Genomic DNA, 25,181 nt, shown 5'->3' with positions numbered 1-25,181 from the left:
TAATAGATTCTATCACTTGCCACACTTTTGCCACATTTTTTTGTTAATGATTAAACTGGAGGTGGAATTGTGAAGAGTGGATTCACCATAACGGAGATGTTGATAACGATGACGATTCTTTTGACAGTGATTCTCTTTACAATTGGTCTTCTAGGAAGAGCTATGATCACCACCGCCCAATCCATAACGGTTGTAGAACTTTCAGATGATCTTCTGAAAACTGCTATGGAACTGAGAAAAGAGATCATAAAAGCGGGGCCGAGAGTGGAAAAGATAAACGTCTACCCAGACAAAGTTGAATTTTTTGTAAACGTTCCTTTTGGAGATGAAAACTACTACCCCAAAGAATACAAATACTCGATTATCTATAGGGATTCGAAAATAGAAATTTGGAAGGAAAACGAGAAGAAAGTGATCGCTACTGACATTTCCACATGTACATTCTACTCGCAGACTTCTAGTACCGTTTCGTTTTTCATAGGGAAGAAAAAGAACAATATCGAAAGAGTTTTCTATGTCTCCGTTTCGCTGCCAAACGTAAAGTGAGGTGATTTCCATGAGGAAAGGTTCCATACTCATCACGACTCTCGTTGTGTTGTTGATAGTAGCTGTTTTTTCAACGGTGATGGTCATTTATTTTCAGCAGTATAAAAAGAACGCAGAATACACTTCTCAAAGACTCGAAGCAGCTTACAGAGCTTCAAATGCTCTGAATTTGGGTATATCCTTTTTAAAAGTCCATTTCGAAGGTATTCTAGGAATCGATGTTGATTGGAAAAACGGGAAAGTCCAGTGGCTCGAGGATTTCAAAAAGAGAGTCTTTTCCCAGACAGATGGTGATGCTTGGAAGAAAATGTTTGAATTGGTGGAAGAAGATAAATATTACGATCTTGCTTTGGAAGAAGGATTTTCAGAGGAAATGTCGAAGTACGAACTCTCAAAAACGGAAGTTATTGCTCTACCCTTTCAAAATTCTTACTACACACTCCTCGTTGCAAGGTCTCAAGTTGGAAGAGCTGTTGTCTATAAGTACGCTCTTCTCTCCTCGAACTTCTTGAACAAGTACGTGTATTTCACCGAAAAAGAGACAAGGAACGGGGAGGAGATCCACTTCATCACGCAGGACGTCATCGATGGTCCTTTCAGGTCTAACGATGTGATACACGTCAGTGGGGAACCTCTCTTCAAAGGAAGCGTTGAATTCAAAGATATAGACGTAGAAGAAGGGAATGGTCCCAGGTATGAGAATCCTCCACCTAAATATTTGACACAAGAAGACATAGAGAAATACAACATGGAAAGAATAAAAAACTACTATTTAACCAAAATTCGGGAGATAGTGAAACCCGCAAGTGAAGCAGTGGTTTACCCTTCAGATGTGGGTATAGAGCTGCCAACAATAAGAGAGTTGGTTGACGAATGGCAGTATTTTTGGTGGTATTACAGAAAATATTTTGAACCAGTTTATGTGATAGAATTCAACACTCCCAGGGGGCAGAGTGATAACGATTACCTCATAAAAGTTAAATACAAAGAGATTTACAAAACCTATAGAAGTTCCGATGGACAAAACTGGGAGTTTGTTAGTTCTGAAGAAGGCAATCTCAGAGAATTGTTTCATATCAAACCCAAACCGAACAGTGATCAATATCATCTTGTTGTAACTGGACAAAAAGCTCGAGAAATTTTGGGTTTGGATAAAGGAACTTACGATATACATTTCAACGGCGTTCTCAAAACGGATACCGATGTTTACATAAAGAACATGAGTAATTCGGGAAAACCCATGTTCGTCGAAGGAAAATACACGATCGTTGCGAAAAACATTTATGTGATGGATCACATCATATACAACGATTTCAGAGAGGTTTTAGAAACCATAGCTGCGTCTCAAGGTATAAACAGTTCTTCCGAAGAAAAAATAGCCGATGAGACGGTTATAAGACCTTTGGACAAAAACGGAAACGTGGAAACTGAAGAGTACGCCGAACTTTTGAAGAATCACAAATCTGATGACTTTCTCAATCTCGTCGCGATGGAAAACGTTGTTGTGAAAAAGAAGAGAAAAAACATGAAGATCTTCGCTAGTATATACGCCTTCGATGGAAGTTTTTATGTAGAAGGTTATGACACAATTAAACCCAAAGGAGAGCTCACCATTTTTGGGTCCCTCATGCAAAACGTCAGGGGACCTATTGGAACCTTCTATTGGGAAAAAGAAAAACCTCAAATTTTAACAGGTTATCGGAAAAATTACGTTTATGATTGGAGAGTTTTAAAAGGGATAGCAGCAGCGGGAACTCCCGCGACAGAAGAGGAAAGCTTAGTTTTATTGCTGAGAGAGGTGTATTGAAAATGAGGGGAAGTCTGGTTGTGGAGACACTCGTGAGTTTGATCATGGCAACGGTAATTGCCATGATTATCATGACAACTGCTTTGACAGTAGCAAAAAATGTTTCCCTTTCTGAGAAGGCAACAAAGACCTTTTTTCTTTTGAATTTTGCGTACGATTATCTCTCAGAGTTTCGAGTGGGTAACGAAATACCTCAAGATATTTATCAAGATATTAATGCAGCCTTTTGGGGAAAAGAGTGGAATGGGAGAAATTATCCCCGCCTGGATTCTGTTCAGGAAGAAACTGTATCTATTAAAAACGGGAAAGTTACTTACAAAAAGGTTATTCTAAAGATAAGAGTGGACGAAAACACAGTGGTTGAGAGAACAGTGATAATCGGTATCTAAAAATTTCAAAAATATGATCGATATATAAGTATGGAAGACAGGAGAAGTAAGTTGTGGAGGGATCCAAAATGAAAATTGATCCCATGGATGGGAGAGGAAACATGGTATTTCATGGAGAAATAACAAGAAGGGAGATACACGTAAACGATGAAAAAACACCTGTTGTTGCTATGAAAAAGCAGCAAGAAGAAGATGTTCAAAAAGCGATCGAAGAGTTTTCTAAAAAGATGGAAAGATTGAGGAAGATATTCAGAGGAGAGGCAGAATTCAAATACGACAAAGAGATAAATATGGTGATCGTGAAGATACGGGATACTGAAACAGGAGAACTCATTCGACAGATCCCTCCAGAAGTGATGGTGAAGCTTGCAAAGAGTATAAACGAGCTCCTAGGTATCTTAATGGACGAAAGGGTGTGATGATATGGATCTGAGCAAAATAGCGAGCACCATAAATATGAGATATTACTCCCAGCTCGGAGGATTTCAAGTCGGGGGGGCCGTTAGTGGGCTCGATACTCAGTCCATCATAAACGCCATCTTAGAGGCGGAAAGTCAACCTCTTCAAAGCCTTACCGAGAAATACGAGAAATACGAACTCATGCAAAAAGCGTATGAAGAATTGAAGACGAAACTTGGAGAATTCAGGGATCTAGTATACAGTTTCAAGCTTCAAAGTACAATTGTTCAGAAAACGGCAACTTCTTCGAACGAAAACCTTTTATCTGCAACTCCTTCCCCCACAGCCGTTACAGGAATTTACCATATAAGGATCGTGCAAGCAGCGACTTACACCACTCTTTTAGGATCGAACGAGATCGTCCCTCCACCGGATTCCACAAAAACGTTTGGAGAACTCGACTATATGCACATTCCACAGGAAGGGACGGTGAGGATATATAACAACGAGACGGGAAGTTACAACGATGTACAGATTCTTTCAACTGATACAATAGATGATATCGTGAACAAATTGAACAACGCTCTCTCTTCCTTAGGAATAGTGGGGAACGCAAGCTACGACGCAAGTACAGGAAAACTAAGCGTCACATCGGATAAAAATTTCTCGATTGTAGATATCTCCGGTAATTTCACAAAGGTATTCCATCTTGATGAATCTGTTGTGAACTACGATGGAAGCACTTACTCTCTGACTAGTACTGCTTCCGTGAGCTCTCTTTCAACTTCGAAAACACTCACCCAAATTGCTAGCTACACGTCGAAAACTATTATAAATGGAATAGTAAAAATAAACAACGTAGAAATCAGTGTAGATCAGAACGATACACTTTCTTCTTTAATCGAGAAGATAAACAACAGCAGTGCAGGAGTGATTGCAAGTTACGACTACCACATGAACAAATTGATTATAACGGCAGACACTTCGGGTCCCCAAGCGATTACGTTGGAAGATACCGACGGAACGGGTGTCTTTTCTCTCTTAGGGATAGAGACTCATAGTCTCTATGTAGGACAGAAGGCTCACCTTCAGATAAGCACCGATGGTACAAATTGGGTAGATGTCTACTCCGATACGAACGATGTGGTATACAACGGTGTGACTTTTCATGTTTCGGGGATGTCTTCAGAAACTGTGACAGTGGACGTCAAAGTAGATACCGATGCTATCGTTGAGAAGATAAGAGAGTTTGTGGATAAATGGAACGAAATAATGGATTATTTGAACGAAAAATTGACAGAAGAACCCGTTACTGACAAATCGGAAGAGGAGATGTCAGAGGAAGAAAAAATGAAAGGTGTTTTGAAAGGAGACGATTTTCTCGAAGGAGTTTTCAGAAGACTAAGAAGCTTCATCACCTACAAGGTCAGTGGAGATATAAATTACCTATGGGAGCTCGGTATATCAACGGGGGAAATAGGAACGGGTTATGAAAATATGATGAAAGGCAGATTGGAAGTAGACGAAGAAAAATTGAGAGAAATCATCGAGAAAGACCCAGAAAAGGTTTGGGAATTCTTTGGAGGAGATAACGGATTCGCCACACAGCTCGACGATTATTTATGGGAATTGATAAAATTTAACGGTGGAATAGATCAAATTGCTGGAATTAGTGGGAGAATCGAAAGAGAACAGAGATTTCTTGCCACCCAGATAGCTGACTGGATTGAACGGCTTTCCCGTAGAGAACAGGAACTTTGGAGAAAGTTCTCGGCGATGGAGGATGTAATAGCACAACTTCAATCCCAGGGCAGTTGGATCGCCCAGGCTCTTCAAGGAAACAACAAACAATAACAAGCAAGATCAGCCTTTCATTCCGCTTCGGACAAGACTTCTGACAAACAAATTTTGCAGGGCGAGAAACATAATAACAGTTGGTGCCAACGCGACTACCGTACCGGCCATTATCACTCCCCAATTGTTTGCCGATTCTGACTGCATAAGCATTTTTACACCAACTTGGACGGTTTTCATCTTATCCTCCATAGTCACTATCAATGGCCACAGATACATGTTCCAAGCGTACACAAAGTTTATGATGGAAGCTCCTGCCAACATGTGTCTCGAAAGTGGTATGAGTATCTTCCAGAAAAACTGAAGGTAGCTCGCACCATCTATTAACGCAGCATCCTGAAGTTCCTTTGGTATCGTGAGAAAGTGTTGCCTCATGAGGAAAGTGTTGGTTGCACTTGCCATGAAAGGAACCGTTAAGGCCCAATAGGTGTTAACCCATCCAAAAGATTTCATGATCAAGAAAAGGGGAAGTATCATTACGGTTTCGGCTGGTAAGAATAAAGTCGCGAACAAGGCTGCAAACATGACTCTTTTACCTTTAAAATTGAAGTGTGAAAAAGCGAATCCTGCAAGCGTTCCAGTCGCGAGTTTTCCCAGTGTTATAAGGGTTGCAACTATCAAACTGTTCAAGAGCAACCTTGCAAGTGGTACATATTTGAATGCCTCAACATAGTTTTTCCAGTAAAAACTTGTAGGAAAGAATTTTGGAGGGTATGAAAAAACCACCTCAGGTTTTTGTAAGCTGATCGTTATAGCCAAAAAGAGGGGTAAAGCCATAACAATCGTTACCAGTATGAGTATCGCCTCGTAGAAAATCACAAGACTTCTTTTTCTTTTCATACCCTACCTCCTCCATTATTGGTAATGGACTCTTCTCTCACCGAATTTGAAGTAAAAGATTGTCACGACGGCCATTATAATGAAAAGAATAACACTCTGAGCAGCCGCTGGTCCTGTTTTCTGAAAGGCGAACGCATCCAAATATAGTCTGTATATCATTGTGGTTGTAGAATTCCCGGGTCCACCTTTCGTTGTTACGTCGATGATGGCAAAAGAGGAGAACATAAAACTTACAAGATTCATGATTATAAGGTAAAAAGTAATCGGTGAAAGCAGTGGGAATACTATTTTCCAGGTTCTGATCCAAGAGTTTGCTCCCTCTACCATAGAAGCTTCCAAGAGTTCTTGGGGAATATCTTGAAGTCCTGCAAGATAAAAAATGATGTCGAAAGGAAGAGTTTTCCAGACAGTCGCAACGATAACCGCTATCAGTGCGTAAGGTTTTGTGGTGAGCCATTCTATTTGTAATCCAAAAAGTTTGGAAAGGATATAATTTACGTGACCCACAACGGGATTCAACAGGAAAGACCAAAGAACACCCGCTATTGCAGGAGAGATGGCATAAGGAGTAAATATCAAAGCCCTAAACACTTTATTTCCCGGCAAGCTCATGTTCAAAAGAAGAGCTATGAAGAAAGCAAGAAAGATGGTCGCGATCAAAGAGGAAGAAACATAGATAACTGTGACCCTTATAGAATTGATGTATTCAGGGTTTTGAAACAATCTTTGAAAATTCTTAATACCAACAAACACCATTCTGTTTCCAAGAGGTGTGATCCTGTAAAAACTCAACCTCAAGGAATAAGCAGCAGGCCAATAGATGAAAAGAGATATGATGAGGAAAGTAGGTAAAAGGAGTAAATAAGGCAGCAGCTTTTTCAACTTCAATCCCCCCATTGGAAGAAGAAAGGAGCGAGGGGGCTTCCCCCTCACTCGTAGAGTTCGTTGTATTCCTGTATTGCCTTTGTTGCCTCTTTTTCAGCCCATTCAAGAGCTTTCTCGGGTGTTATTTCTCCGTTTATCATCCTTTCTATGGCAGTTTCTATAATATCTCTTATTTCCGGGAATGGTCCTATGATGGCTCCTCTCGTGTTCGGAGTTTGCACAGATAGGAGCAGTTGTAGCATCGCCGTAAGATGGTGCGGGTATTCAGCATAATAACCACGATACAGAAGCATTTCCACAGCGTCTTTCCTTACGGGGAAGTAACCCGTCCCAAGATGCCAGCGAATTTGCTGTTCAGGTTCCGCCATCCACTTCACGAATTCCCATGCGGCCTTGATTTCTTCTTCAGGATGACCACCAATTATCCACAAACTGCCACCACCGATTGGTGTTCCGCCAAGTTCTACACCTTCAGGTCTTGGAAGGAACGCTGTTCCTAGTTCAAAACCATTCTCTTTTGCTGAATCCATCATTAGCTTCACATCAGATGTAGAGCTTATCAACATAGCAACCTTTTGAGAAATGAAAAGTTGTCTAGCTCCAGTCCAGTCTTCTTTTGTGGTGTTGATCATGAGTCCTTCCTTGGTAAGAGTATCCCACAATTTCAAGAATCTTAGGGCAGCTTCGTGATTGAAAACAGCCCTTGTTGCTCTACCAGATCTTCCGTTGTTGTTGTCAACGAGTGGTGCGTTCTGTAAAGCAACAAATTGCTCAAAGAACCAGCTATGAAGAGGCCAAGTTATACCTGCTCGAACTATATTCCCGTTTTCGTCTTTGACAGTGAGTTTTCGACAATACTCTATAAGTTCTTTGAACGTTCTCGGTGGCTTATCTGGATCGAGACCCGCCTCTTTGAAGAGCGTCTTGTTGTAGTAAAGGATTGGATTCGATGAATTGAAAGGCATAGAATAGAGCTTCCCATTCACTCTGTAATAATCGAGAACTTGTGGGAGGAATTTTCCAATATCGAAGGAAGGATCGTTTTCAATGAGTTCTTCAATGGGAACGGCTATTCCACTGTCGATCATGAACTGAGTTCCTATTTCGTAAATTTGAACAACGTGTGGAGGAGTTCCACCCTTCACTGCCGCTATCAGTTTGTTCAAAGTATCTCTATAGCTTCCTGTGTACTGAACTTCTACCTCGATATTAGGATGTGTCTTCATAAAATCTTCTGCCATGCTTTGAAGAAGTTCGATCCTCCATCCACCCATAGCATGCCAGAACTGGATCTTGACCTTTGCTGCAGCGATAATTACGAATAGTATCATCACGAAGACGAGAAATTTCCTCATAACAACACCCCCCTTGAAATTTTGAAATCGACAAAGCAACTATGGAGTTTCGAAAAATACAAAAGCAACCCTTGAGAGGGTTGCTTCTCTTGAGCTCTCCCCCTTGTCTCAGCATCGATATTTTATAACATCAATGTTGCAAATGTCAAGAGACTATAAGAGAAACTTTACAAAAAAATTTTCGATAATCATCTAAGTGGTTATTTTGCATTTTATTATTTTTTTACTTCTCTTTTACTGAAAATTGTGCTATAATAACAAAAAGATTTAAAAACAATTGAAAAAAACTTAAATGGAAGAAATAGGGAGAGGGGAGTGTGAAGATTCTCATAAAGACATTTGGGGGAACAAAAGTCATCAAAGGAAACGAATTCATCAATGCTAAAGATTGGCCATCGCAAAAAGCTTTTTCTTTGTTCAGATACTTAATTTTCAGAAGAAACGAAGAAATTTCTGTTGAAGAGTTGTACGACTTGTTTTGGGAAGGAATGGAAGAAACATTCGCCAGATCTAACTTGAACACCACGCTATATCTCATTCGAAGGACAACAGGAATATCAACCGAAGAGCTTTACATAAGAGGGAGTTTGTGTGTTTTTCGTCCTAGCGAGCGAGTGACGATTGATGCCGATATGTTCGAAGAATATTATAGATCTTTTCAAAGCATCCCTTCTGTTATGGAAGGTGAGAAACTTTTGAAGAAGATGTACGAAATTTACACAGGCCCCTTTTTGATCGAGGATGCATTCGCTGAATGGGTTCAAGAAGCAAGAGAAATGTACGAAACTTGGTACTCAAACGTTCTAAAAAGTCTTTTCGAGCTCTACCTTTCAAAAGAAAATTACGAAGATGCTTTCGAGGTTATCAAAACCTATTTGAATAGAGAACCATACGATGAAGAGGTGTACTACAAAGCAATCGAAGCGTTTGCAAAGAGCGGCCAAATTTCCAGAGCTAAGAAATTATACGATAGACTTTCAAAGAGACTGAGAGAGATAGGCATAAAACCCAGGTTTGTATTCAAAGATCTCCTAGTCAAAACCAGACAGACTCCTGGAAATCCTTTGGTGAACGGAAACAGAGCATTGATAGTTGATAACAACTTTTTCGAGAAGATCCTTTTTCTTGAGACTAGGAAAAGAGGAGAAGGTTTTGTGGTATTGGAGCTGAAGTTCAGAGGAAGTATCAATGAAGCAATGAAAGAACTGGTGCAAAAAGTGGCGCCGCTGTTTCGAAAGGGAGACATAATAACCTTTACAAATGACTCGATTCGTGTTTTAGCACACTGTGCGAAACAGCGGCGCCCAGTCTTGGAAAGTCGCTTAAAAAATGTATTGGGAGAAATGGGGATAGAGAAGGATCAATATACGATCGGCTAAAACTCTAACTCTATCCCAAAGAATACAGTGTTCTGAAGAACGTTGTACGTTACTCCAACGAAAATATTCAACCAAGAGTACAACTTGTAACCTACTCTCAATCCGATTTCACTGTTGATTTCTTTCAACGTCCAATGCGATTTGAACGACATGGATATTGAAAAATTTTCAAGAAGCAGATCCCCCCTACCCCAGAAAAACGCACCTGAAAAGTTTTCATAGTTGAACAGTGCATAAACTCCTGAGGAGAGAAGAAGTTTGCCAATTTTCGAGTAATCCGAAAAACCAACACCCCATCTTTGAAAGCGCCAGAATATCACACCCGCTCTCATTGGTTCTCCAAATATTTTGCTTTCTAACAGTAAACCCTCGGAGGATGATAGAAAGAGGTGGATATCTTTGTTCAACCACACACCTATTTCGATCTCCGGTTTGGAAGAAAGAGTGATGTTGTTTTTCTCTCTTCCTTCTTGTTTTGGAAGAAATTCTTCCAATCCTGAAAGATCTCCGGCGACAAAGATTTTTTCCTCAGGGGGTGATTTCACAACCAAAGCCCTGGAAAAAACTACAACTTTTTTCTCTCCTTCGTTAGATTTGAAATTTGCGTAGAAGATCGGTTGAAAATCTTCTTGCGACAACCATAGTGTGGTGTTCAACTGAGTTCCATTGAGTCTCACCTGTATCACAGAAAAGACATCTCCTTCGTCGTTGATTCTTTTTGGTGTAAGGGAAAGAAAGATCTCTTGAGTGGTGATTATTTCTTGTGTTGGCGAAAGCTCATCTCTCCCCATTCTCATCGTTGAGTTTCTTCCGAGTAGTGTAATGATCCAGGGTTTAAACAGCGTTCTGTAGTATTTCTTGATCTCGGGAAGACTGATTTTCAACGAAAATGGAAAAAGTTTCAACTCAAAAGAGTTGTTGGTATAAGAGAAAGTCTTTTCATTGAATTTCTCTGTGTATAGAGTCAATTCTTTCAAAATAACATCCTGACTCTTTGAGTCGGTCATTTCGGCAACAACGAGCTGATACATGACCATCTGTCCTGTTACCATAGTTGCGAGTATTAAAAAGAGAACGATCATTCCTTTCATGATCATTCACTTCCCTGAATCTCTGCTTTTATGAATATGTAAAGTTCTTTTTCTGAATCTTTCTTAGTTGTTCCTCCAAAAAGGTATCGAATCAGTGGTATTTTGTTCAAAATGGGGATACCCGAGCTAGTTTGTGAGGTATCTTCTATTGTTGCACCAGATATCACGACCGTCTGGCCATTTTTTAAGAGCAAAGTGGTGGAGAGCTCGTTTTGTTTTACTGTGAACGTTCCCAACTTTTCACCAGCAAAATGACTCACACGTGGAGAAAACGTCAGCTCGATCTCGTTTGAATCCATTACTCGAGGTTGTATGTCCACTCTTACACCAACATCTATAGACTCTATCCTGCTTCCTCCACCCTCTGTTTCTAAAAGGACCACTTGTCTTTCACCGAGAAACAGAGAAGCACTTTCACCACTTTTTACAACTATCCAAGGGTCCGCAGTGATCTTCGCTTTCTGGTCTTCTTCAAGAAGCTTAAGCCGCGCGAGGAGTTGTCCGAACACATCCGTTTGAACATCCAGTAACCCGGTTACAAGCCCCAACACGGTAGACCAGTTTTCGTTGAATTGCTGGTTGGCAGAGAACGAATAGTTCAAATTGCTGAGGCCCAGTTCGTTGGAGTAACCTTTCGAAACTTCCGTTACTATCACACTGATTTTTACCTGAGGAGTTGGAACGTCTATTTTTTTCAAATCTTCCTCGAATCTTCTGATAATTTCTTCTGGTGCGGTAATAGACACAGTGTTGTTCTTCTCATTGAATTTCACGTAATTCTTGTAGATGGGAGGAAGAAGATCCTCAACATCCACAGTTGTGACATACTTCAATTTGTACGTTTTCGTTTCCGCAAGGTATCTGAACGCAGGATTCGTAGGATCAGGAGATCCTACAAGATAGAAACCGTCCATTTTTTTGAAGACGTAACCACCTGGCATGAGGATCATTCTCAAAGCTTGCTCAAGCGGAACTTCATTCAATTCCATGGTAACAAAACCCGTCACCGTGGTATCGGCTATTATGGGAACACCTGTTTGGGCAGATATATCCGCCAAAGCGTCTAAGATGTAAGTGTCTTGGAATATATTCGTCACGAGCGGTTCTTCTTGAGCAAGTGCTAAAATTGTAAACACGATTGTGAATATAAGGAATGCTTTTCTCATTCCCCATTCCCCCCTTCTATTTGGAAAGGTTCCTTGATCAGTATCGGGTTGGAACCGTAGTCACACCTTACGAGCAGTTCATACTTTCCTTTTTCGAGAATCATGGGTATGAACACACTGAAAATTCTTTTAGTTCCTGGCAAAACAGGATTTGTAGAAGATATATTTTCCTGAATCAGCACTTCCGTCTTTTCTGGAATGATGAGACCCTCATCTGTTACTTGTTGAGGAATGATCTTGTTCAAACCAAACGCAATTTGAGGGTTGAGATGGTAGTTACCGGTGTTTTCAAAGACAATGTCCACGTAAATTCCGTTTTCCTTTATCTCGTAAGATACGCTCGCGCTAGCACTCTTGGTGATGTTTTCCTCTTTCCCAGCGAATATCAATAAATTTGCACCTGCCTCGGTTTGGAGTCCTTTCGTTGTTCGGAAAAGAACGTCCGCGTAATACGCTCCTGTGAAATCCTTGGGAATTTTCACAGAGAGACGTACGTTTCTCGATTGACCAGGTCTTAAAGTGAACGAAGAGGGTCTGAGACTGATCCACTCGGGAGCTTTTCCTCTATCCTCTTCCGGCAATAATTCACCGTAGAGATCATATTTGAGAGGTAATACCTTTCCGTTCACACTCAACGTCTCATTACCTAAATTTGATACTTTCACTATTTCTGATCTGAAAGAACCTGGGATTGCTTTGATCTCGACATCTGCTGGTTCTATGCTCAACATGACAGGAGCGGACTCGGTTTTCTCTTCTTCTGTTTCTATCTTCTCTTCGGTGATTGTGAAAGGAGTTTCCGCCACTATCGGTCTTCTTCCTCCGTAGTCCACAACAGCCCTTGCTATGTATTCTCCAGGAGGAAAGTACCTTCTCGTTATGGTACGCATCCCAACGGTTGCTTCGGGTAGAATCACTCCCCTTCCTCCCCCTAAAGGCATCCTGGCGATAGTTCTTCCATCCTTTGTTTTTATGGTGAGAGTTCCCTTGGTAACGATATGAACGTTGCTTTTGTTGAGCACACCGAGAGTAAAAACGAGCGCACCGTCTCCTATTTGCATTCTTATCGAAGGTATATCGTCCGATCTCTCCACTTTGAAATACGCAGGGAAGGCCTCTACTCTGTGTCTTGTTCCTGAAAGAACAACTTCCAAAAAGCTCGCCATCCTGTATCTAAACTCAACCTCACCGTAAGCTCCCTCTTCTGCAGGTCTTTGCGTTTGCTCTTGTGGAGGTTGGATTTCGAAAACAACGGCACCGTAAAGTCCCCCGGATACCCCACGCGGAATATTCACAGTGACCAAAACTGATTTCGTTGTCTTTGGAGGCACGGTAATGATGTCTGGCTCTACTTTCACCCATCGAGCGATCGAATAATTTGTACTTCCTGGCTGTCTCACATCGTAGGCCCCATCAGCTGTCTCTACAACGTCCATAACGAAAGCCTTGAAAGTTACTGGATTGAATTCATTATCGTTCTCCAGAAAAATTTCGTAATTGAAGCTCGTGCCCGGACTTACCGTTTTACTAACGACAATTGGGTCCATCCTCACAGATACACCCTGACCAAGTAAAAAAACTCCTGCTAAAAGCAAAATTATCAAACTTATCCTTCTCATCCCCATCACTCTCCCAAAAGAAATGAAAGACGGGGGAGAACACCCCCGTCTTTTTTTTAAGATTCTTCTTATCTGGAACTGTCAACGTAACTTTCAAGATTTTCTACGTAATTTCCTTCTTCATCTATCCATGGTTTTTGATTCTTCAGAGTAAGATAGATATATCCTGAATCCCTGTAAGTGGAGGCAGAGTTACATCTTACGACATGAATTCTGTTCCAAAGTTTGTATACAACTCCGTTGTGCAGGGTTTGGCTGTCGGGAACATTTAGGGTCACATTGTTGAGATCGGGTGCAGGGGTCCATATATCTTCTGGTATCGGTAGCTGAGGTCCAAAAGCATATTCTACTTGTATAGTGTCATTAACACTCGTACCAGTTGCGTACTTCAGGTGATCAAAACCGCTAAAGGTGATTTCAAGATCGCTGTTGCTTTGAAGAGTGGCAGATATACAGTTCGCAACATAAGTTCCTGGTTTTCTCACAAACCAGGTCCACTTTGTACCAGTCAATTGCCATCTTACCCACTGGGCGACTTGAACTTCTAACGTCATAGGAATTTCCCATTGATGTTTGTTACAGCTTCCACTCATGGGATCACTGATAAAAGCTCTAGCGTTTCCGGTGTCGCCTTCATATGCATATACTGCAACCTCTTCAGCAAAGAATAACGAACTGATCATCAAAACCATTAATATCAATAAAAACTTTCTCATACCAATCCCCTCCTCAATTGTTTGTAACTGAACACACATTAGATCATGTCAACTCATATCAGTATTCTCCGCGTTCCCATCTGTCAGAAGTTACGAAGTCCTCGAGATTCTCCACGTAATTTCCTTCTTCATCTATCCACGGTTTTTGGTTTTGAAGCGTGAGATAGATGTATCCCGTGTCTCTGTAAGTGGAAGCAGAGTTACAATTAACCACTTTTATTCTGTTCCACAAGTGGAATTCCATACCATTATGAAGTTCTTGACTGTCTTCGAGGGTATAGGAGAGATTGTTGACATCTGGAGCTCTTACCCAGTCGTCAAGATCTGGTGTCGCGTCTCCCGTCAGTACGGTGTAGTAAGCTTCGATTGTCGGGTTCACACTCGAGGTTCCTGTGTACGTCGGATCGTCGAAACCGCTGAAAGTTATCAAAACATCACCGTTGCTGGCAACCGTTCCAACGATGGCATTCGCGTAATAGTCGCCAGGTTTCCTAACAAACCATGTCCATTTTGTCGCGTTGAGACTCCATTCGAGCCACTGTGCAACTTGAACCTCTGTTGTAAATTCAATCTCCCATTGATGTTTGTTGCAAGATCCGTCTGCTGGAAACGCACTGAACGCTCTAGCAAGATCGTTCGTTGCGGGAAGGCTGATGTACACCCCATCTTCGTACTTCCAAACTTCTAATGGACTCTGTGCCAAGACAAAAGAAAACAGTACACCCATCAAAACTAACCAGAGTAACTTTCTCATACAAACCCCTCCTTCTACTCACCTTTTTTCGGTGAGATATCAACATACAACTTTGTGTTTTTGATGGTGAAGGTTATGGTACCCACACTTTTGTAATCTCCGGCGGGAAGATCCCTTGAAATATCGATCCTCTGCCACAACGAGAAGACGTCATCCGTAAACGCAAGTTCGTCAAACCATTCTGTTGGAATCTCTTCCCCAGTTGCTATTTTCAATTCCACAGATGTTTCTTCGTTCACGCCCGTAGGATTAGGTAAACTGACAAAAATGGATAAGTCTTTGCTCGCCTCAACTTCCAGAACTTTTGACACGTAAACTCCTGGTTTTTTGACCAACCACTTGACTTTCGTTGCACTCAATTTGATCCATACGCTATTTGAACATCTTCCTGCCCAAGCGGTTTCTTCCTTGGAACCATTCGAAACAACTCCGTGAAAAAGTATGTAATATACCTTTTCTACTTTTCTTGTGTTCTTTAAACTAATTTTGAATAGATCTGAAAGGGGAATTTTAAATGTGTAAGAAGCAGTGGGTGTTTCGAATTCTTTCTTATAAGGAAACTGCCCTGGAGCTTGATTTCCCTGCGGCTTTTCCGACAAGATATTCAAGTGTGCCTCCTCCAGAAGCCATCCTCCTCCCAGTTCAAGCTTGTTGTACAGGTATTCGTCGTCGTTCCAAACGATAACTGTTCCCACGTTGGTAGTCTGCCCTGCCCAAAAACTGAACAGCTCTTCCCCACTCCCCAATTCGTATTCCATGTAGTAATACCATTGACCCCGCTTGGTATCCTCCAAAGTTACAACGTTACTCGACATGTTTTCTGGAATACTGGGGAACATCAGGACATCTTCCTTTACTTTCTGTTCCCACCTCCCGGTTTCTTTGTTATATTTGTATGTGGTGATGGAGAATGATACAGAGCAAAGAAGAAAGAACACGATGGCCCCCAATCCCCATTTCCGCATAAAATTCGCCTCCCACAGCTAAAACATTATTCTTTTCGGTCAAACTAGGAAGAAAAACAAAGAAATTTTCAATGAGTATTCAATAAAAAAACAATGAAAATTGATACACTCAACGAATGAGGAGGTGAAAAGTATGGAGGTCAAGATAGAGAAGCCGACTTCAGAGAAGCTCAGGGAGCTCGGAGTGGAAAACTGGCCTATATGGGAGAAAGAAGTCAGCGAATTCGATTGGTATTATGACACCAATGAAACGTGTTACATTCTCGAAGGAAAGGTGGAAGTGACAACAGAGGATGGCAAGAAGTATGTAATAGGAGAAGGTGATCTCGTCACTTTTCCGAAAGGATTGAGATGTAGGTGGAAGGTTCTAGAACCGGTGAGGAAACATTACAATCTTTTTTGAACTTGAAAAGGCATGGGAAGTGTCATAAAATAGAGATGCACCACGCTAGGCGGGGGGTTGGCGGTCCCCTGTACCCGAAATCCGCCATACGCGGGGCCGAATTCCCACCCGAGGCCTCTCGGGTCGGGAAACGGCGTGGTTTGGAAGCGATGAAGATCGGGTCCCACGCAACGGAGCCCTGTGAACCTGGTCAGGCCCGGGAGGGAGCAGCCATAAGCAGGTGCCTCCGTGTGCCGTGGGGGTGCCCGGTCGGAGCTTTCCAACCACGTACGCCTCGGTCCGGGAGAGTCGACGGTGGGTGCGTGGTGCATCTTTTTGGTGGTTATGTCCTAGTAGAGCTTTTAGGATTGATCTTTTGTTTTTGTATTGTGATAGCGATCGGATTTCTCTCAGTTGCTCTCGCTTCAGAAACCCGTGCTCGTCTCACATTGGATGTCGACAAGACACTCGATGAATTTTACGCCGTAGACTTCATGAAACATGAGTATAAAGTAAAGAGATCGAACTCTCCATCTCTTTTCATCTCAAAAGATAGTTTTAGTTACAATGTAAATCACAGAGGAAAGAAAGGAAGAATCACCTACATCGTGATTCTCAAAGACGGGATTTACAGGGTTGTTCGAATAGGGTTAAGCGGTGAGGGTAACAATTATCTGTTTGAAACGGAAAAGGAAGTTCACTTTTCCCAGGATGGTAAGGTGTTTTCTATAGTTATAGGTGATATCACATACGATCTTGGCGTTTCAGAGTAACCCTCTGTGTTTTATAAAAAAATAGACTATTATCCAACTGCCTAGCATCACTTTCAAATAAACAACTACGTTCGCAAAAACTATGAGGTTTTCTCCGAGAAGTATAAAACTCGTAAGAATGAGAAATAGTATCATAATGAATTTTTCCAAAAGATATGCTCGTGTCTTTTCGAATTTTCTTTCAAAATAGTCGAAATCTTCTATCATTGCGATCAACGCAAGAGCAGTTCCACCTGCCACTCCTGCTGAAAATCCTCCACCGGGACTTGTGTGTCCTTCAACAGCAAGGTAGAGTGATCCAACAAAGAGAAAAAAAGCTATGAATCTCGTAAATATTCTGATGGAGACGTCTGAGATGCTTTTTACTTTGTCTGGTGTGGGAAGATGTGACATGTGAAGGGAGACTCCTAGCACAGCAAGAGAAAACACCAACACTTCAAAGATAGTGTCGTAAACCCTATTCAAAAGGTACACCTGAGTAACCGGATTTTTTACAATGAGTTTCTTGAGTTCTACCGGAGTTTTTTCAAAGGAACCATTATAGATCAGAAGGAATCCGAAAACAAGAAGGAAAATTGCCCACATCCACTTTTTCACGATTTTTCCTCCCCAAAATACCTCTTTTTTAACCTTTCAACCAAATTTTTTTCTGTCCTGAGAAACTCTCTGAACCTGACTTTCAATTCATCGTCGGTGAAAAGGATGTGATAACTCCCATCTTTTTGAAAAATATGAGATAAATCTTCTCCTCTGTACTTTCTTTCAACGTACCTTAAGAGATCCAGTTTGCCGTCTTCAAGGTAAAAGATCTTAGTCTTCAGATACCCTTTGTTATCCTCTCTGAAAATACCTCCACAACCTATATCAATTTTTTCTTCATTCAAAGCATCCAGTAATTCTTCTATAGAGGAGAATTCAACGAATCCCATCTTATAGTCGTACTTTTCACAAAAACTTTTCAACAACTCGTATTCAAAACCACTGAAAGCATCGCCGAGCTTTTCAAAAAGCAATCTCACGGGAACAAAACCTATTTTCACCTCGCTTCTGGATTTGAGCGCGGTGATATAAACCAACGTTGTTAGCAAAGCTCCAAGTAACGCTTCTGCTATTGCCACGTCTGGTGCAGAAAGAACCACGTAGAGGAGAACCGCCAGAATACTGAGGGCGGTCCTCCCCACAACCGAACTCAATTTTATTGGTGTGAAAACAGTATAGAGAGATATCAATATCATTAGAAGAAAAACAATTCGTTCTATCAAGAAGATCCCTCCGTGTACATACGAGCTATCACATGTGAGATAAACGGTCCCCAGATGAGAAGAAGAATGATCATGAGTATCGTTCTGGACAAATCCTCTGGGAAGTTGAGGACTACGAAGATAGAACCTATTGTATCCGAGATACCTACAAAGTGTATTTTCAGATAAAAGTCCTTTTTTAGAATCGCAAAGAGTGTTCCTATACACATCAGAGTCATCCCAATGTAGATCATTCTTTCTCCCTCCTCAAAAAGTAAGAGAAGAAGACAACACCACTTCCTCCTGCAAGGAAGTAGAAGATCGCAACATCCCTCACTTGGGAAAGAGTAGGAAATATGTAGGACAAAGCGTATATCACAATTCCCGCTTTTGTGGAAAGAGAAGAGATTCCAAGAAGCTTTTCCCAATGATTTTTCCCTAGTAGTACCTGAAAAACACTCAATACGATAGGGAGTATTATCAACCATTTCATTCTTCTTCCCCCATTCTGTGAACTACCATGTACCCTTCCTCCGAAACAACAACCAAGGTTTTTGGAGTAAGAGTAATAGTAAGGGTCTTTTCGAGTTCTTCCCATTCGTCTTTTACACGCATTTCAAAAACTTTTCTTGCTTTGTGTGATGCAAGAACAGATACGGCTTCCAAGACCGCTTTGGGAATGTGGAAGAAAAGTTTGAGTACAAGGATAGGAAACCGTTCGAAATAAACGGGTTTTGTGAACATGTAAGCGATAAGACTAACGAGGACTCCCAGAAAAATCGTTGAGAATGTTACTTTTTGGGTCAGAACAATGAAAAAGATCGTACCAGTTATAATTGCAGAGACAAAAGACATACTATCACCACTCCTAAAAAGTAACTTCCCATCATGGCTTCGAAATCTTCCAACGGATATTTATCTATTTTGTACCTGTTGAATCCGAGATGTATCAGAAAACCTATCCCCATCGAAAGGATTGTTTCAAAAGACTCGTTCCATTCGGCATAACTGATGCCAACCAACACGGATGAAACAAGTAACACCAGGTTGTAGAATCCAAGGAATTTCTGTTTCGAAAAATCAGGAGTTTTAAGGAGAAGTCTCCAGAAAGAAGCGGCAGTGCCGATGAAAGCTAGCTCCAAGACGAATTTCTCCCAACTCTGGAGTTGATCAAGAACCAATATCTTCACAAAACCCGCAAACCCTGGTAGTCCCATGATAGATAAGGTAGCTATTGCAAGGAAAAACCACACTTGGAAACTTATCTTCTTCCACTTAGTTACATCTCTTCCAGGAAGATCATCTTTCAGCAGAAAAAGCCATGCCTTTGAGATGCCATGCGCAAGAGCATAAACAGGTGCAGTGATGGGAGAAACAAGAATGATTCCAACCTGAGAGAGTGTACTGTACGCAAGCATTCTCTTGTAATCTTTCGATAGAAAAACCAATACAGCTCCAAATATAGCAGAAAACAAAGCGAGATCTTTCACCACTTGCCAATTCACAATATTTTGAACCCTCAAAAGTCCGTAAACTGTACTTTTTACAACAACTCCGGAGAGAAGAGCGGACACCACAGTTTCTGATTCTGCATGAACCTGAGGAAGCCACATGCTAAAAAGAAAGACACCCGATCTCAAAAGAAGCCCCACTAAAATCAGAGAAGATGCGAGGGGAGACACTCGCGATATATCCGAGATGGAAAGTGTACCGTTCTCCGAGTACAGAATGGCCACACCGATAAGGAATAAATTCATTCCAACTGTCCCTATAACAAGATATTTAAAGGCAGACCAATATTGAATTTTCCTTTTTCCTTCCACGATCATTAGAAAAGTGACAAGGGACACTGCCTCCACGACAACATAGATGTTGAACAAATCGTAACTTACAAACGCGAGATTGAGAATTCCAAGTAGAATTGAAGAAAGTCCTGAGAGAGTAGAACTCATTCCTTTCATGAAAACTGCCGTAAAAACTAATGCGCTGAGAAGAAGAAAATATCGTGATGTTTGATCTAACAAAAGATGAACGCCAAATTCTCCCGTGAACGTGATATCGAATCTGTAGTTGAATAAAATGATCCCGAGCACAAAGGAAAGATTCACAAATGTAATCCATTTCGGAACCTTTTTCTTGAGAGAAAGACAGACGATACCAAGGGATATAAGAAAGAAATTGTAGTAAAGAAAAATCATGTTTCCTCTCCCCCTTGATTTTTGTCAAGTTTGTCGGAGGAAAGAGAAGAATATTTTGCGGAAATTACACTTGCTATCGTAACGAGTAGCGATATTGTTGCAAATCCTATCACTATTGAGGTGATTATCAACGCTTGTGGTATGGGATCCGTTGTTCCTTCATGAAATGGTATTGGGACCTCCTTTCCTTGTTTTCTCGACGCGACAACAAAAAAACTAACTACTCCTGTTCCCATAATGTCAAGCGATATGATCTTTTTTATGAGATCTTTATTGATGAAAATCCCTAAAAGTCCTATTAAAACTATCGTCAAACTCAGTTGTTCAAGCATTTTTCCACCACCTCTTTTCCAATATGAAAAAGAGCATCGGTGTAGGAAAGATCATCAAAATAGATAGTTTCTCCTGTTTCTATCCTCGTTCTTGCTATTTCTTTGTCGAACCAAGAAAAATACCTTTTCGGTGCTACTATCCTCCTTGGTTTCATTCTTTCAACGATTTTTGTAATGACAGCTTTTCTGACCTTATCACCAAGAGAAGGGTCGAAAGGTCCCCCGATCACATGTTTTCTGAGTTCTACGGGAACGTAATAGCCTACCCTGATCACTTTAATCCCCCATCCTTCTAAAATACTTACAAGGTCTGAACAAACATCCACTGCCTCTCTCAAATCTAGTGGACTGTATTCTCCTCTGTCCATCATCTCATGAAGTTCTGTGCCTTCAAAGACAAGGGTAGGATGTATCCGCACCAAATCGGCACCGCATTCCACTGTTCTCAAAGCTGAAAGAATTTCATGTTCTTTTTTGCTTCTTGGAAGTCCCACCATCAAGTGAACACTCAAGGTGAAACCATATTTTTTTATCAACTTGCAGGTTTTTTCTGCCTCTTTCGCAGTATAGCCTCGTTTTGAAGCATCCAGAATTTCATCCACAAACGATTGAACACCTATTTCTATCGTTTCTACACCATATCGCTTCAATATCATCAATTTCTGTTCATTTACTTCATCGGGACGTGTAGAAACCCTTATTGATTTCACTACTGGAAATTTTCTAACGAATCTAAGATACTTCTCCATCATTTCTTCTGAAAGACCGGTAAATGTCCCACCATAGAATCCTATTTCGTATTCTTGGGATGTCTTGGAGTACTCCGCAATAGTTTGAGCAATATCGCTAAAAGACGGGACCTTCTTTTGCCCCGTCGCTTTGATTTGATCACAAAAAACACATTTCCTTTTGCATCCTGCATAGGGAAGAAATATCGGTATGATCTTCATGTTTCTCCAGCCACCAATTTCTCATAAGCCAATTTTGCTGCCTCTTTTTCTGCTTCTTTTTTCGTTCTTCCTTTACCTATCGCTAGCGTTTTACCATTTATACGAACCTCAACGATGAATAATTTTCCGTTGTCGTCCTTCTCAGTTCCTATCAACACGTAATCTGGTGGTATCTTGTGTTCTTTTTGAACGAGCTCTTGGAGAGCAGTTTTGTAGTCGAAAAGCATCTCTCCTTTCATGATCTTATCGATGTAAAACTCGAACTCATCTTCGAAAAACTCCTTTATTTTCTGGTAGCCTTGGTCAAGATAAATTGCAGCCAGCAAAGCTTCAAAAGCATCAGCCAATATGGAGTCTCGATTTCTTCCACCTGTTTTTTCTTCTCCTTTTCCTAGAAATAGATATTCACCGAGTCCCAATCGACGTGAAACCCTTGCAAGCACTTCTTCACTTGCAACAGCTGATTTCACACGTGCCAAATCCCCCACTTCCGATTCCGGATATTTCCGGTATAATATTTCACAAACGAACAACTCCAAAACTGCGTCACCTAAGAATTCTAATTTCTCATTCGAATCGACTTTTTCTCTTCCAGCTTGTTTTTGTTCATTGGAATAGGAACTATGGCATAACGCACGAAAGAGGAGTTCTTCATCATTGAAATGTATTCCCAATTTTTTTTGAAATTCTTTCACTATCCTTCTCTCACTTTCTGTCAACGAAACTCACCTCTTCCAAAATTGTGCCTTCCAGCGAATAAAGATAAAATTTTTTGCTCTTTGTATCGATAATACCAAATGTTGGACCAACACTCGATTTGGGTAATGAAGGAGATCCTGGATTCAGTATGAGTATCCCCTCTTTTCTTTCAATCAGGGGAACGTGTGTATGACCGAAGAGTATCACGTCACATCTGTACGTTTTGGCAAGTTTCACGGTGTCACTTTCTTCGTACTCAAACTGATCACCGTGCAACAAAAGTACCTTTACATCTTCGAGAAACTCCATTCCTATCCTTGGCATCTCTGGAATACCAAGGAATCTTACATCTACATCCGCATCACAGTTCCCACGGATGTATCTAACACGGTATCTCTTCAGGAGTGATGTCAACTCTTTCGGATTGTAATCAGCAGGTAGAGGATTCCTAGGTCCATGATACAAAACATCACCAAGATGCCAAATTTCATCGAACTTTCCTGCAAGCTCAAGTGCCCTTTTGGTTGCTGAAAATTCACCGTGAGTGTCTGAAAGAACAACGATTTTCAATTTCATACCCTCCTTATGACGAACTTCCCTGAAAAAATGGAAACAACGAAGAAAACAAGGGTCCAAATTCCGACGAGGATAACGGAACCTTTATCTATCGAGTGTTCTAGTTGAAAGACCCTGAGGGCGTACATCGTTCTAAAAACAGGAGTGATCATAGTGATATGTTTCAGAGTCTCCGGGAGATTGCTCACAGGAATGGCAAATCCACTCGAAAAGAGAGAGAGACCGATCACAGAAACCCCGAATATGTTGGCAAGACTTTTATCGGTTGAAGTAGAGGAAACCAAAAACCCAACGGATGTGTGAAGAAAGGTGTTAAAAATTATCAAAGAGAAAACGAGAGTAAATCCCATTCTGTTGTCGGTGATAATTCCTATCAAGATGTACGCCAAAAATGACACAGAAGCTCCGAGTACAGTGTAAGCGAAAATCTTACCAAGAGCATATTCCCACCAAGTCAAATTGTACACCAAGAACATCTCATGGAGATTTTTTTCTCTGTCTAAGAATGTCGAAACACTGGCAAGTGATACTGTGACAAGAATTCCTGTGAAAAAAATGATGAAAGGGGAGACAAGATCTGAGAATTTGAGTTCGGAATTTTTCAAAGTCAATCTCGGTACAGGATAGTCTGACTCGGTGAAAATGTATTTTAGGACCTTGGGATCGAAAAAAGCACTACCTTGGAAATCCGCCAAAACAGAGTCTAGGACGTTGTATATAGCAGCGGCGAGATGTAAATCCACAGGACTTGGTATGAAAACCATATGAGTTTGTTGCTTGGTGTACAATTTTGATGCGAAACCTTTCGGGATAACAATAACAGCATTCAGCTCTCCATTTTTTAGAAGAGATTCGTAATCTTTACTAACCTTGACGATGTTTTCCTGTCTCAAAATGGTTCCGATGAATCTCATGATCAACGACGACCAAATACTGTTGTCTTCGTTGTATATACCGAGCTTCATAGTTTGGAGATTGTATCCCTGCATGAAAACAAGCGAGATTATCACCACCAATACCGGCATAGCGATTATCGTCAGAAGAGACATTTTTCTTTTGAGAATCCTCTTGAGTTCAACGATCATGAATTTAAGGATCAAGTTTCCACCTTCTTTCAACTTCCTGAACCACTTCTTCGTGTATCTTCTCTATAGGTTTATTCCCGTCCAAAATTACTATTCTTTCAGGATTTTCTTTAGCGAGCACAAGATACCCTTCTCGTACCCGTTCCAAAAATCCTTTCTGTTCAAATCTGTTCAGCTTTCCTTTTCTTTTGAGTGCTGTTTCGACATTTATATCTATGTAAAAGGTGAGATCGGGGATCAATCCGTTCGTCGCAAACATGTTCAATTGTTCCACAACACTTTTCCCCAGATTTCTTCCAAAACCCTGGTATGCAACGCTGGAATCTATGTATCGATCAAAAATGATCACAAATCCTTTGGAGAGATAGCGAACCACTTCTTCCACAAGTAAATTTCTCGAGGCGAGAAACAAAAAGAGTTCAGCTTTAGGAGTCACTTCCTCCTCCAGAAGAATCTTTCTGATCTTCTCTCCCGGTTTCGTCCCCCCCGGTTCTCTCCTCAGAATCACCTTCTGTCCCTTTCTCTTCAGATAGTGGGTCAAAAGATTCGCTTGTGTGCTCTTCCCACAACCGTCTATTCCTTCGAAACTTATAAGCATTGCCTCCCCTCCTGGTCATCAATATAAAAGCTACAAGATTGTTCATCGAATGGTAGAAAATGGCTGGGAAAAGGGATCCACTGATGACCACACTATGGGCAAAAATGAGAGCAACTATGAATCTGTAAATCAAGTTGACTATGAAAAATTTTTCGAATCCTACAATCACATTGAATAAGTGTAGGAAAGAAAAGATGAATGCATTCAACCATATGTTGTAGTTGTTCAGTTTCAAAAGAACTCCCCTGAAAAAAAGTTCTTCGGATAAGGGGGATATGAACGAAACTGAGATCATTACAATGAGCCAATTTGCAAACGAAGGAAAATGTGCTCCGCCATTTCTCATAAAAAACACGTTTACAGAAAGAAGTATGAGAAACCAATGAAAATCAGCTAGACTCAATTTAAATGATGGAAGATATTGAAAGGCCGCACACGCCGTTACAGCACCTGCCAATCCAAGTAAAGATTGGAAAAAGATCGCTCTTTCAAAACGTCTTATTTTGAAAATGTTGATCGAAAACATGAACATCAAATAAATTGCCAATGCTATGAGTGAATAAAGAATGTTCAAGTTTTCAC

The 25,181-nt window shown here is 41.0% G+C and carries 30 protein-coding genes and 1 other RNA gene; 9 read left to right on the top strand and 22 right to left on the bottom strand.

Features of this window, described 5'->3' with window-relative positions:
• Positions 1–69: 69 nt before the first annotated feature.
• The 5 genes from AS005_RS00755 to fliD all read left to right on the top strand — a co-directional run bounded on the left by AS005_RS00755 (position 70) and on the right by fliD (position 4,995).
• Entirely contained in the window at positions 70–546 is a 477-nt protein-coding gene (locus tag AS005_RS00755; RefSeq protein WP_101509796.1) for a type II secretion system protein J, read from the top strand.
• Between the two features lie 10 nt (positions 547–556).
• Positions 557–2,353, top strand: a complete 1,797-nt coding sequence (locus AS005_RS00750; protein WP_101509795.1) for a type II secretion system protein — start codon at positions 557–559, stop codon at positions 2,351–2,353.
• Positions 2,354–2,355: 2 nt separating this feature from the next.
• Complete coding sequence (locus tag AS005_RS00745; protein WP_101509794.1) at positions 2,356–2,742, top strand: hypothetical protein; 387 nt, start codon at positions 2,356–2,358, stop codon at positions 2,740–2,742.
• Positions 2,743–2,810: 68 nt separating this feature from the next.
• Positions 2,811–3,161 (top strand): flagellar protein FlaG, encoded by a 351-nt coding sequence (locus AS005_RS00740; RefSeq protein ID WP_101509793.1) that lies wholly within the window; start codon positions 2,811–2,813, stop codon positions 3,159–3,161.
• A gap of 4 nt (positions 3,162–3,165) precedes the next feature.
• On the top strand, positions 3,166–4,995 hold the full coding sequence (gene fliD, locus AS005_RS00735; RefSeq protein ID WP_101509792.1) for a flagellar filament capping protein FliD: 1,830 nt from the start codon (positions 3,166–3,168) through the stop codon (positions 4,993–4,995).
• A 9-nt stretch (positions 4,996–5,004) separates the two neighbouring features.
• On the opposite strand, the gene AS005_RS00730 is transcribed toward fliD, so the two are convergent.
• Genes AS005_RS00730 through AS005_RS00720 form a run of 3 tightly spaced genes read right to left on the bottom strand, consistent with a single transcriptional unit; the run spans position 5,005 to position 8,075 of the window.
• Positions 5,005–5,835 carry a carbohydrate ABC transporter permease gene (locus AS005_RS00730; RefSeq protein ID WP_101509791.1) on the bottom strand — a complete coding sequence of 277 codons (831 nt, stop codon included), beginning with the start codon at positions 5,833–5,835 and terminating at the stop codon, positions 5,005–5,007.
• A 15-nt stretch (positions 5,836–5,850) separates the two neighbouring features.
• Positions 5,851–6,717 carry a carbohydrate ABC transporter permease gene (locus AS005_RS00725; RefSeq protein WP_199203784.1) on the bottom strand — a complete coding sequence of 289 codons (867 nt, stop codon included), beginning with the start codon at positions 6,715–6,717 and terminating at the stop codon, positions 5,851–5,853.
• Positions 6,718–6,764: 47 nt separating this feature from the next.
• A complete protein-coding gene (locus AS005_RS00720; RefSeq protein ID WP_101509789.1) occupies positions 6,765–8,075 on the bottom strand; it encodes an ABC transporter substrate-binding protein in 1,311 nt (436 codons plus the stop codon).
• 317 nt (positions 8,076–8,392) lie between these two features.
• Between AS005_RS00720 and AS005_RS00715 the strand changes: the two genes are divergently transcribed.
• A complete protein-coding gene (locus AS005_RS00715) occupies positions 8,393–9,454 on the top strand; it encodes a BTAD domain-containing putative transcriptional regulator (protein WP_101509788.1) in 1,062 nt (353 codons plus the stop codon).
• Here the strand turns inward: AS005_RS00715 and AS005_RS00710 are convergent.
• The 6 genes from AS005_RS00710 to AS005_RS00685 all read right to left on the bottom strand — a co-directional run bounded on the left by AS005_RS00710 (position 9,451) and on the right by AS005_RS00685 (position 15,765).
• Positions 9,451–10,545 carry a hypothetical protein gene (locus AS005_RS00710; protein WP_101509787.1) on the bottom strand — a complete coding sequence of 365 codons (1,095 nt, stop codon included), beginning with the start codon at positions 10,543–10,545 and terminating at the stop codon, positions 9,451–9,453. The genes AS005_RS00715 and AS005_RS00710 overlap by 4 nt on opposite strands.
• Positions 10,546–10,547: 2 nt before the next feature.
• Positions 10,548–11,711, bottom strand: a complete 1,164-nt coding sequence (locus AS005_RS00705; RefSeq protein ID WP_101509786.1) for a type II secretion system protein GspD — start codon at positions 11,709–11,711, stop codon at positions 10,548–10,550.
• Entirely contained in the window at positions 11,708–13,336 is a 1,629-nt protein-coding gene (locus AS005_RS00700) for a DUF916 domain-containing protein (protein WP_101510403.1), read from the bottom strand. Before AS005_RS00700 ends, AS005_RS00705 begins: the two co-directional genes overlap by 4 nt.
• Before the next feature lie 62 nt (positions 13,337–13,398).
• On the bottom strand, positions 13,399–14,046 hold the full coding sequence (locus AS005_RS00695; RefSeq protein ID WP_101509785.1) for a hypothetical protein: 648 nt from the start codon (positions 14,044–14,046) through the stop codon (positions 13,399–13,401).
• A 58-nt stretch (positions 14,047–14,104) separates the two neighbouring features.
• A complete protein-coding gene (locus AS005_RS00690; protein ID WP_101509784.1) occupies positions 14,105–14,800 on the bottom strand; it encodes a hypothetical protein in 696 nt (231 codons plus the stop codon).
• A gap of 14 nt (positions 14,801–14,814) precedes the next feature.
• Positions 14,815–15,765: a hypothetical protein gene (locus tag AS005_RS00685; RefSeq protein WP_101509783.1), complete on the bottom strand. Its 951-nt coding sequence runs from the start codon at positions 15,763–15,765 to the stop codon at positions 14,815–14,817.
• Between the two features lie 133 nt (positions 15,766–15,898).
• On the opposite strand from AS005_RS00685, the gene AS005_RS00680 reads away from it, so the two are divergent.
• The 3 genes from AS005_RS00680 (at position 15,899) to AS005_RS00670 (ending at position 16,920) form a co-directional block, all read left to right on the top strand.
• Positions 15,899–16,168 (top strand): cupin domain-containing protein, encoded by a 270-nt coding sequence (locus tag AS005_RS00680; RefSeq protein WP_101509782.1) that lies wholly within the window; start codon positions 15,899–15,901, stop codon positions 16,166–16,168.
• Positions 16,169–16,208: 40 nt separating this feature from the next.
• Positions 16,209–16,474, top strand: an RNA gene (gene ffs / locus AS005_RS00675) — signal recognition particle sRNA large type.
• Positions 16,474–16,920 (top strand): hypothetical protein, encoded by a 447-nt coding sequence (locus tag AS005_RS00670; protein WP_233186185.1) that lies wholly within the window; start codon positions 16,474–16,476, stop codon positions 16,918–16,920. The genes ffs and AS005_RS00670 overlap by 1 nt, the downstream gene beginning before the upstream one ends.
• On the opposite strand, the gene AS005_RS00665 is transcribed toward AS005_RS00670, so the two are convergent.
• From AS005_RS00665 to AS005_RS08855, 13 genes are read right to left on the bottom strand one after another with little or no spacing between them, the layout of a single operon-like run.
• On the bottom strand, positions 16,912–17,517 hold the full coding sequence (locus AS005_RS00665; RefSeq protein WP_233186184.1) for a Na(+)/H(+) antiporter subunit B: 606 nt from the start codon (positions 17,515–17,517) through the stop codon (positions 16,912–16,914). The two genes, AS005_RS00670 and AS005_RS00665, sit on opposite strands and share 9 nt — an antisense overlap.
• Complete coding sequence (locus AS005_RS00660; RefSeq protein WP_101509781.1) at positions 17,514–18,182, bottom strand: hydrogenase subunit MbhD domain-containing protein; 669 nt, start codon at positions 18,180–18,182, stop codon at positions 17,514–17,516. Before AS005_RS00660 ends, AS005_RS00665 begins: the two co-directional genes overlap by 4 nt.
• On the bottom strand, positions 18,179–18,415 hold the full coding sequence (locus AS005_RS00655) for a monovalent cation/H(+) antiporter subunit G (protein WP_101509780.1): 237 nt from the start codon (positions 18,413–18,415) through the stop codon (positions 18,179–18,181). The genes AS005_RS00660 and AS005_RS00655 overlap by 4 nt, the downstream gene beginning before the upstream one ends.
• Positions 18,412–18,654: a hypothetical protein gene (locus AS005_RS00650; protein WP_101509779.1), complete on the bottom strand. Its 243-nt coding sequence runs from the start codon at positions 18,652–18,654 to the stop codon at positions 18,412–18,414. Before AS005_RS00650 ends, AS005_RS00655 begins: the two co-directional genes overlap by 4 nt.
• On the bottom strand, positions 18,651–19,016 hold the full coding sequence (locus AS005_RS00645) for a Na+/H+ antiporter subunit E (protein ID WP_101509778.1): 366 nt from the start codon (positions 19,014–19,016) through the stop codon (positions 18,651–18,653). The genes AS005_RS00650 and AS005_RS00645 overlap by 4 nt, the downstream gene beginning before the upstream one ends.
• Positions 18,992–20,359, bottom strand: a complete 1,368-nt coding sequence (locus AS005_RS00640; protein WP_101509777.1) for a cation:proton antiporter — start codon at positions 20,357–20,359, stop codon at positions 18,992–18,994. Before AS005_RS00640 ends, AS005_RS00645 begins: the two co-directional genes overlap by 25 nt.
• Positions 20,356–20,691: a cation:proton antiporter subunit C gene (locus tag AS005_RS00635; RefSeq protein WP_101509776.1), complete on the bottom strand. Its 336-nt coding sequence runs from the start codon at positions 20,689–20,691 to the stop codon at positions 20,356–20,358. The genes AS005_RS00640 and AS005_RS00635 overlap by 4 nt, the downstream gene beginning before the upstream one ends.
• Positions 20,676–21,641 (bottom strand): radical SAM protein, encoded by a 966-nt coding sequence (locus AS005_RS00630; protein ID WP_101509775.1) that lies wholly within the window; start codon positions 21,639–21,641, stop codon positions 20,676–20,678. The genes AS005_RS00635 and AS005_RS00630 overlap by 16 nt, the downstream gene beginning before the upstream one ends.
• Positions 21,638–22,360: a ribonuclease III gene (gene rnc, locus AS005_RS00625; RefSeq protein ID WP_101509774.1), complete on the bottom strand. Its 723-nt coding sequence runs from the start codon at positions 22,358–22,360 to the stop codon at positions 21,638–21,640. Before rnc ends, AS005_RS00630 begins: the two co-directional genes overlap by 4 nt.
• Positions 22,347–22,910 (bottom strand): phosphodiesterase, encoded by a 564-nt coding sequence (gene yfcE, locus AS005_RS00620; RefSeq protein WP_199203783.1) that lies wholly within the window; start codon positions 22,908–22,910, stop codon positions 22,347–22,349. Before yfcE ends, rnc begins: the two co-directional genes overlap by 14 nt.
• A gap of 2 nt (positions 22,911–22,912) precedes the next feature.
• Entirely contained in the window at positions 22,913–24,016 is a 1,104-nt protein-coding gene (locus AS005_RS00615) for an ABC transporter permease (RefSeq protein ID WP_233186183.1), read from the bottom strand.
• Positions 24,006–24,542 (bottom strand): dTMP kinase, encoded by a 537-nt coding sequence (tmk, locus tag AS005_RS00610; protein WP_233186182.1) that lies wholly within the window; start codon positions 24,540–24,542, stop codon positions 24,006–24,008. The genes AS005_RS00615 and tmk overlap by 11 nt, the downstream gene beginning before the upstream one ends.
• Positions 24,427–25,173, bottom strand: coding sequence for a CPBP family intramembrane glutamic endopeptidase (locus tag AS005_RS08855; RefSeq protein WP_101509771.1), 747 nt, complete (start codon positions 25,171–25,173; stop codon positions 24,427–24,429). Before AS005_RS08855 ends, tmk begins: the two co-directional genes overlap by 116 nt.
• Positions 25,174–25,181: the final 8 nt, after the last annotated feature.

This window comes from Thermotoga sp. KOL6, from assembly GCF_002866025.1.
Taxonomy (GTDB): domain Bacteria; phylum Thermotogota; class Thermotogae; order Thermotogales; family Thermotogaceae; genus Thermotoga.
This window is presented reverse-complemented; position numbering and strand designations above follow the sequence as displayed.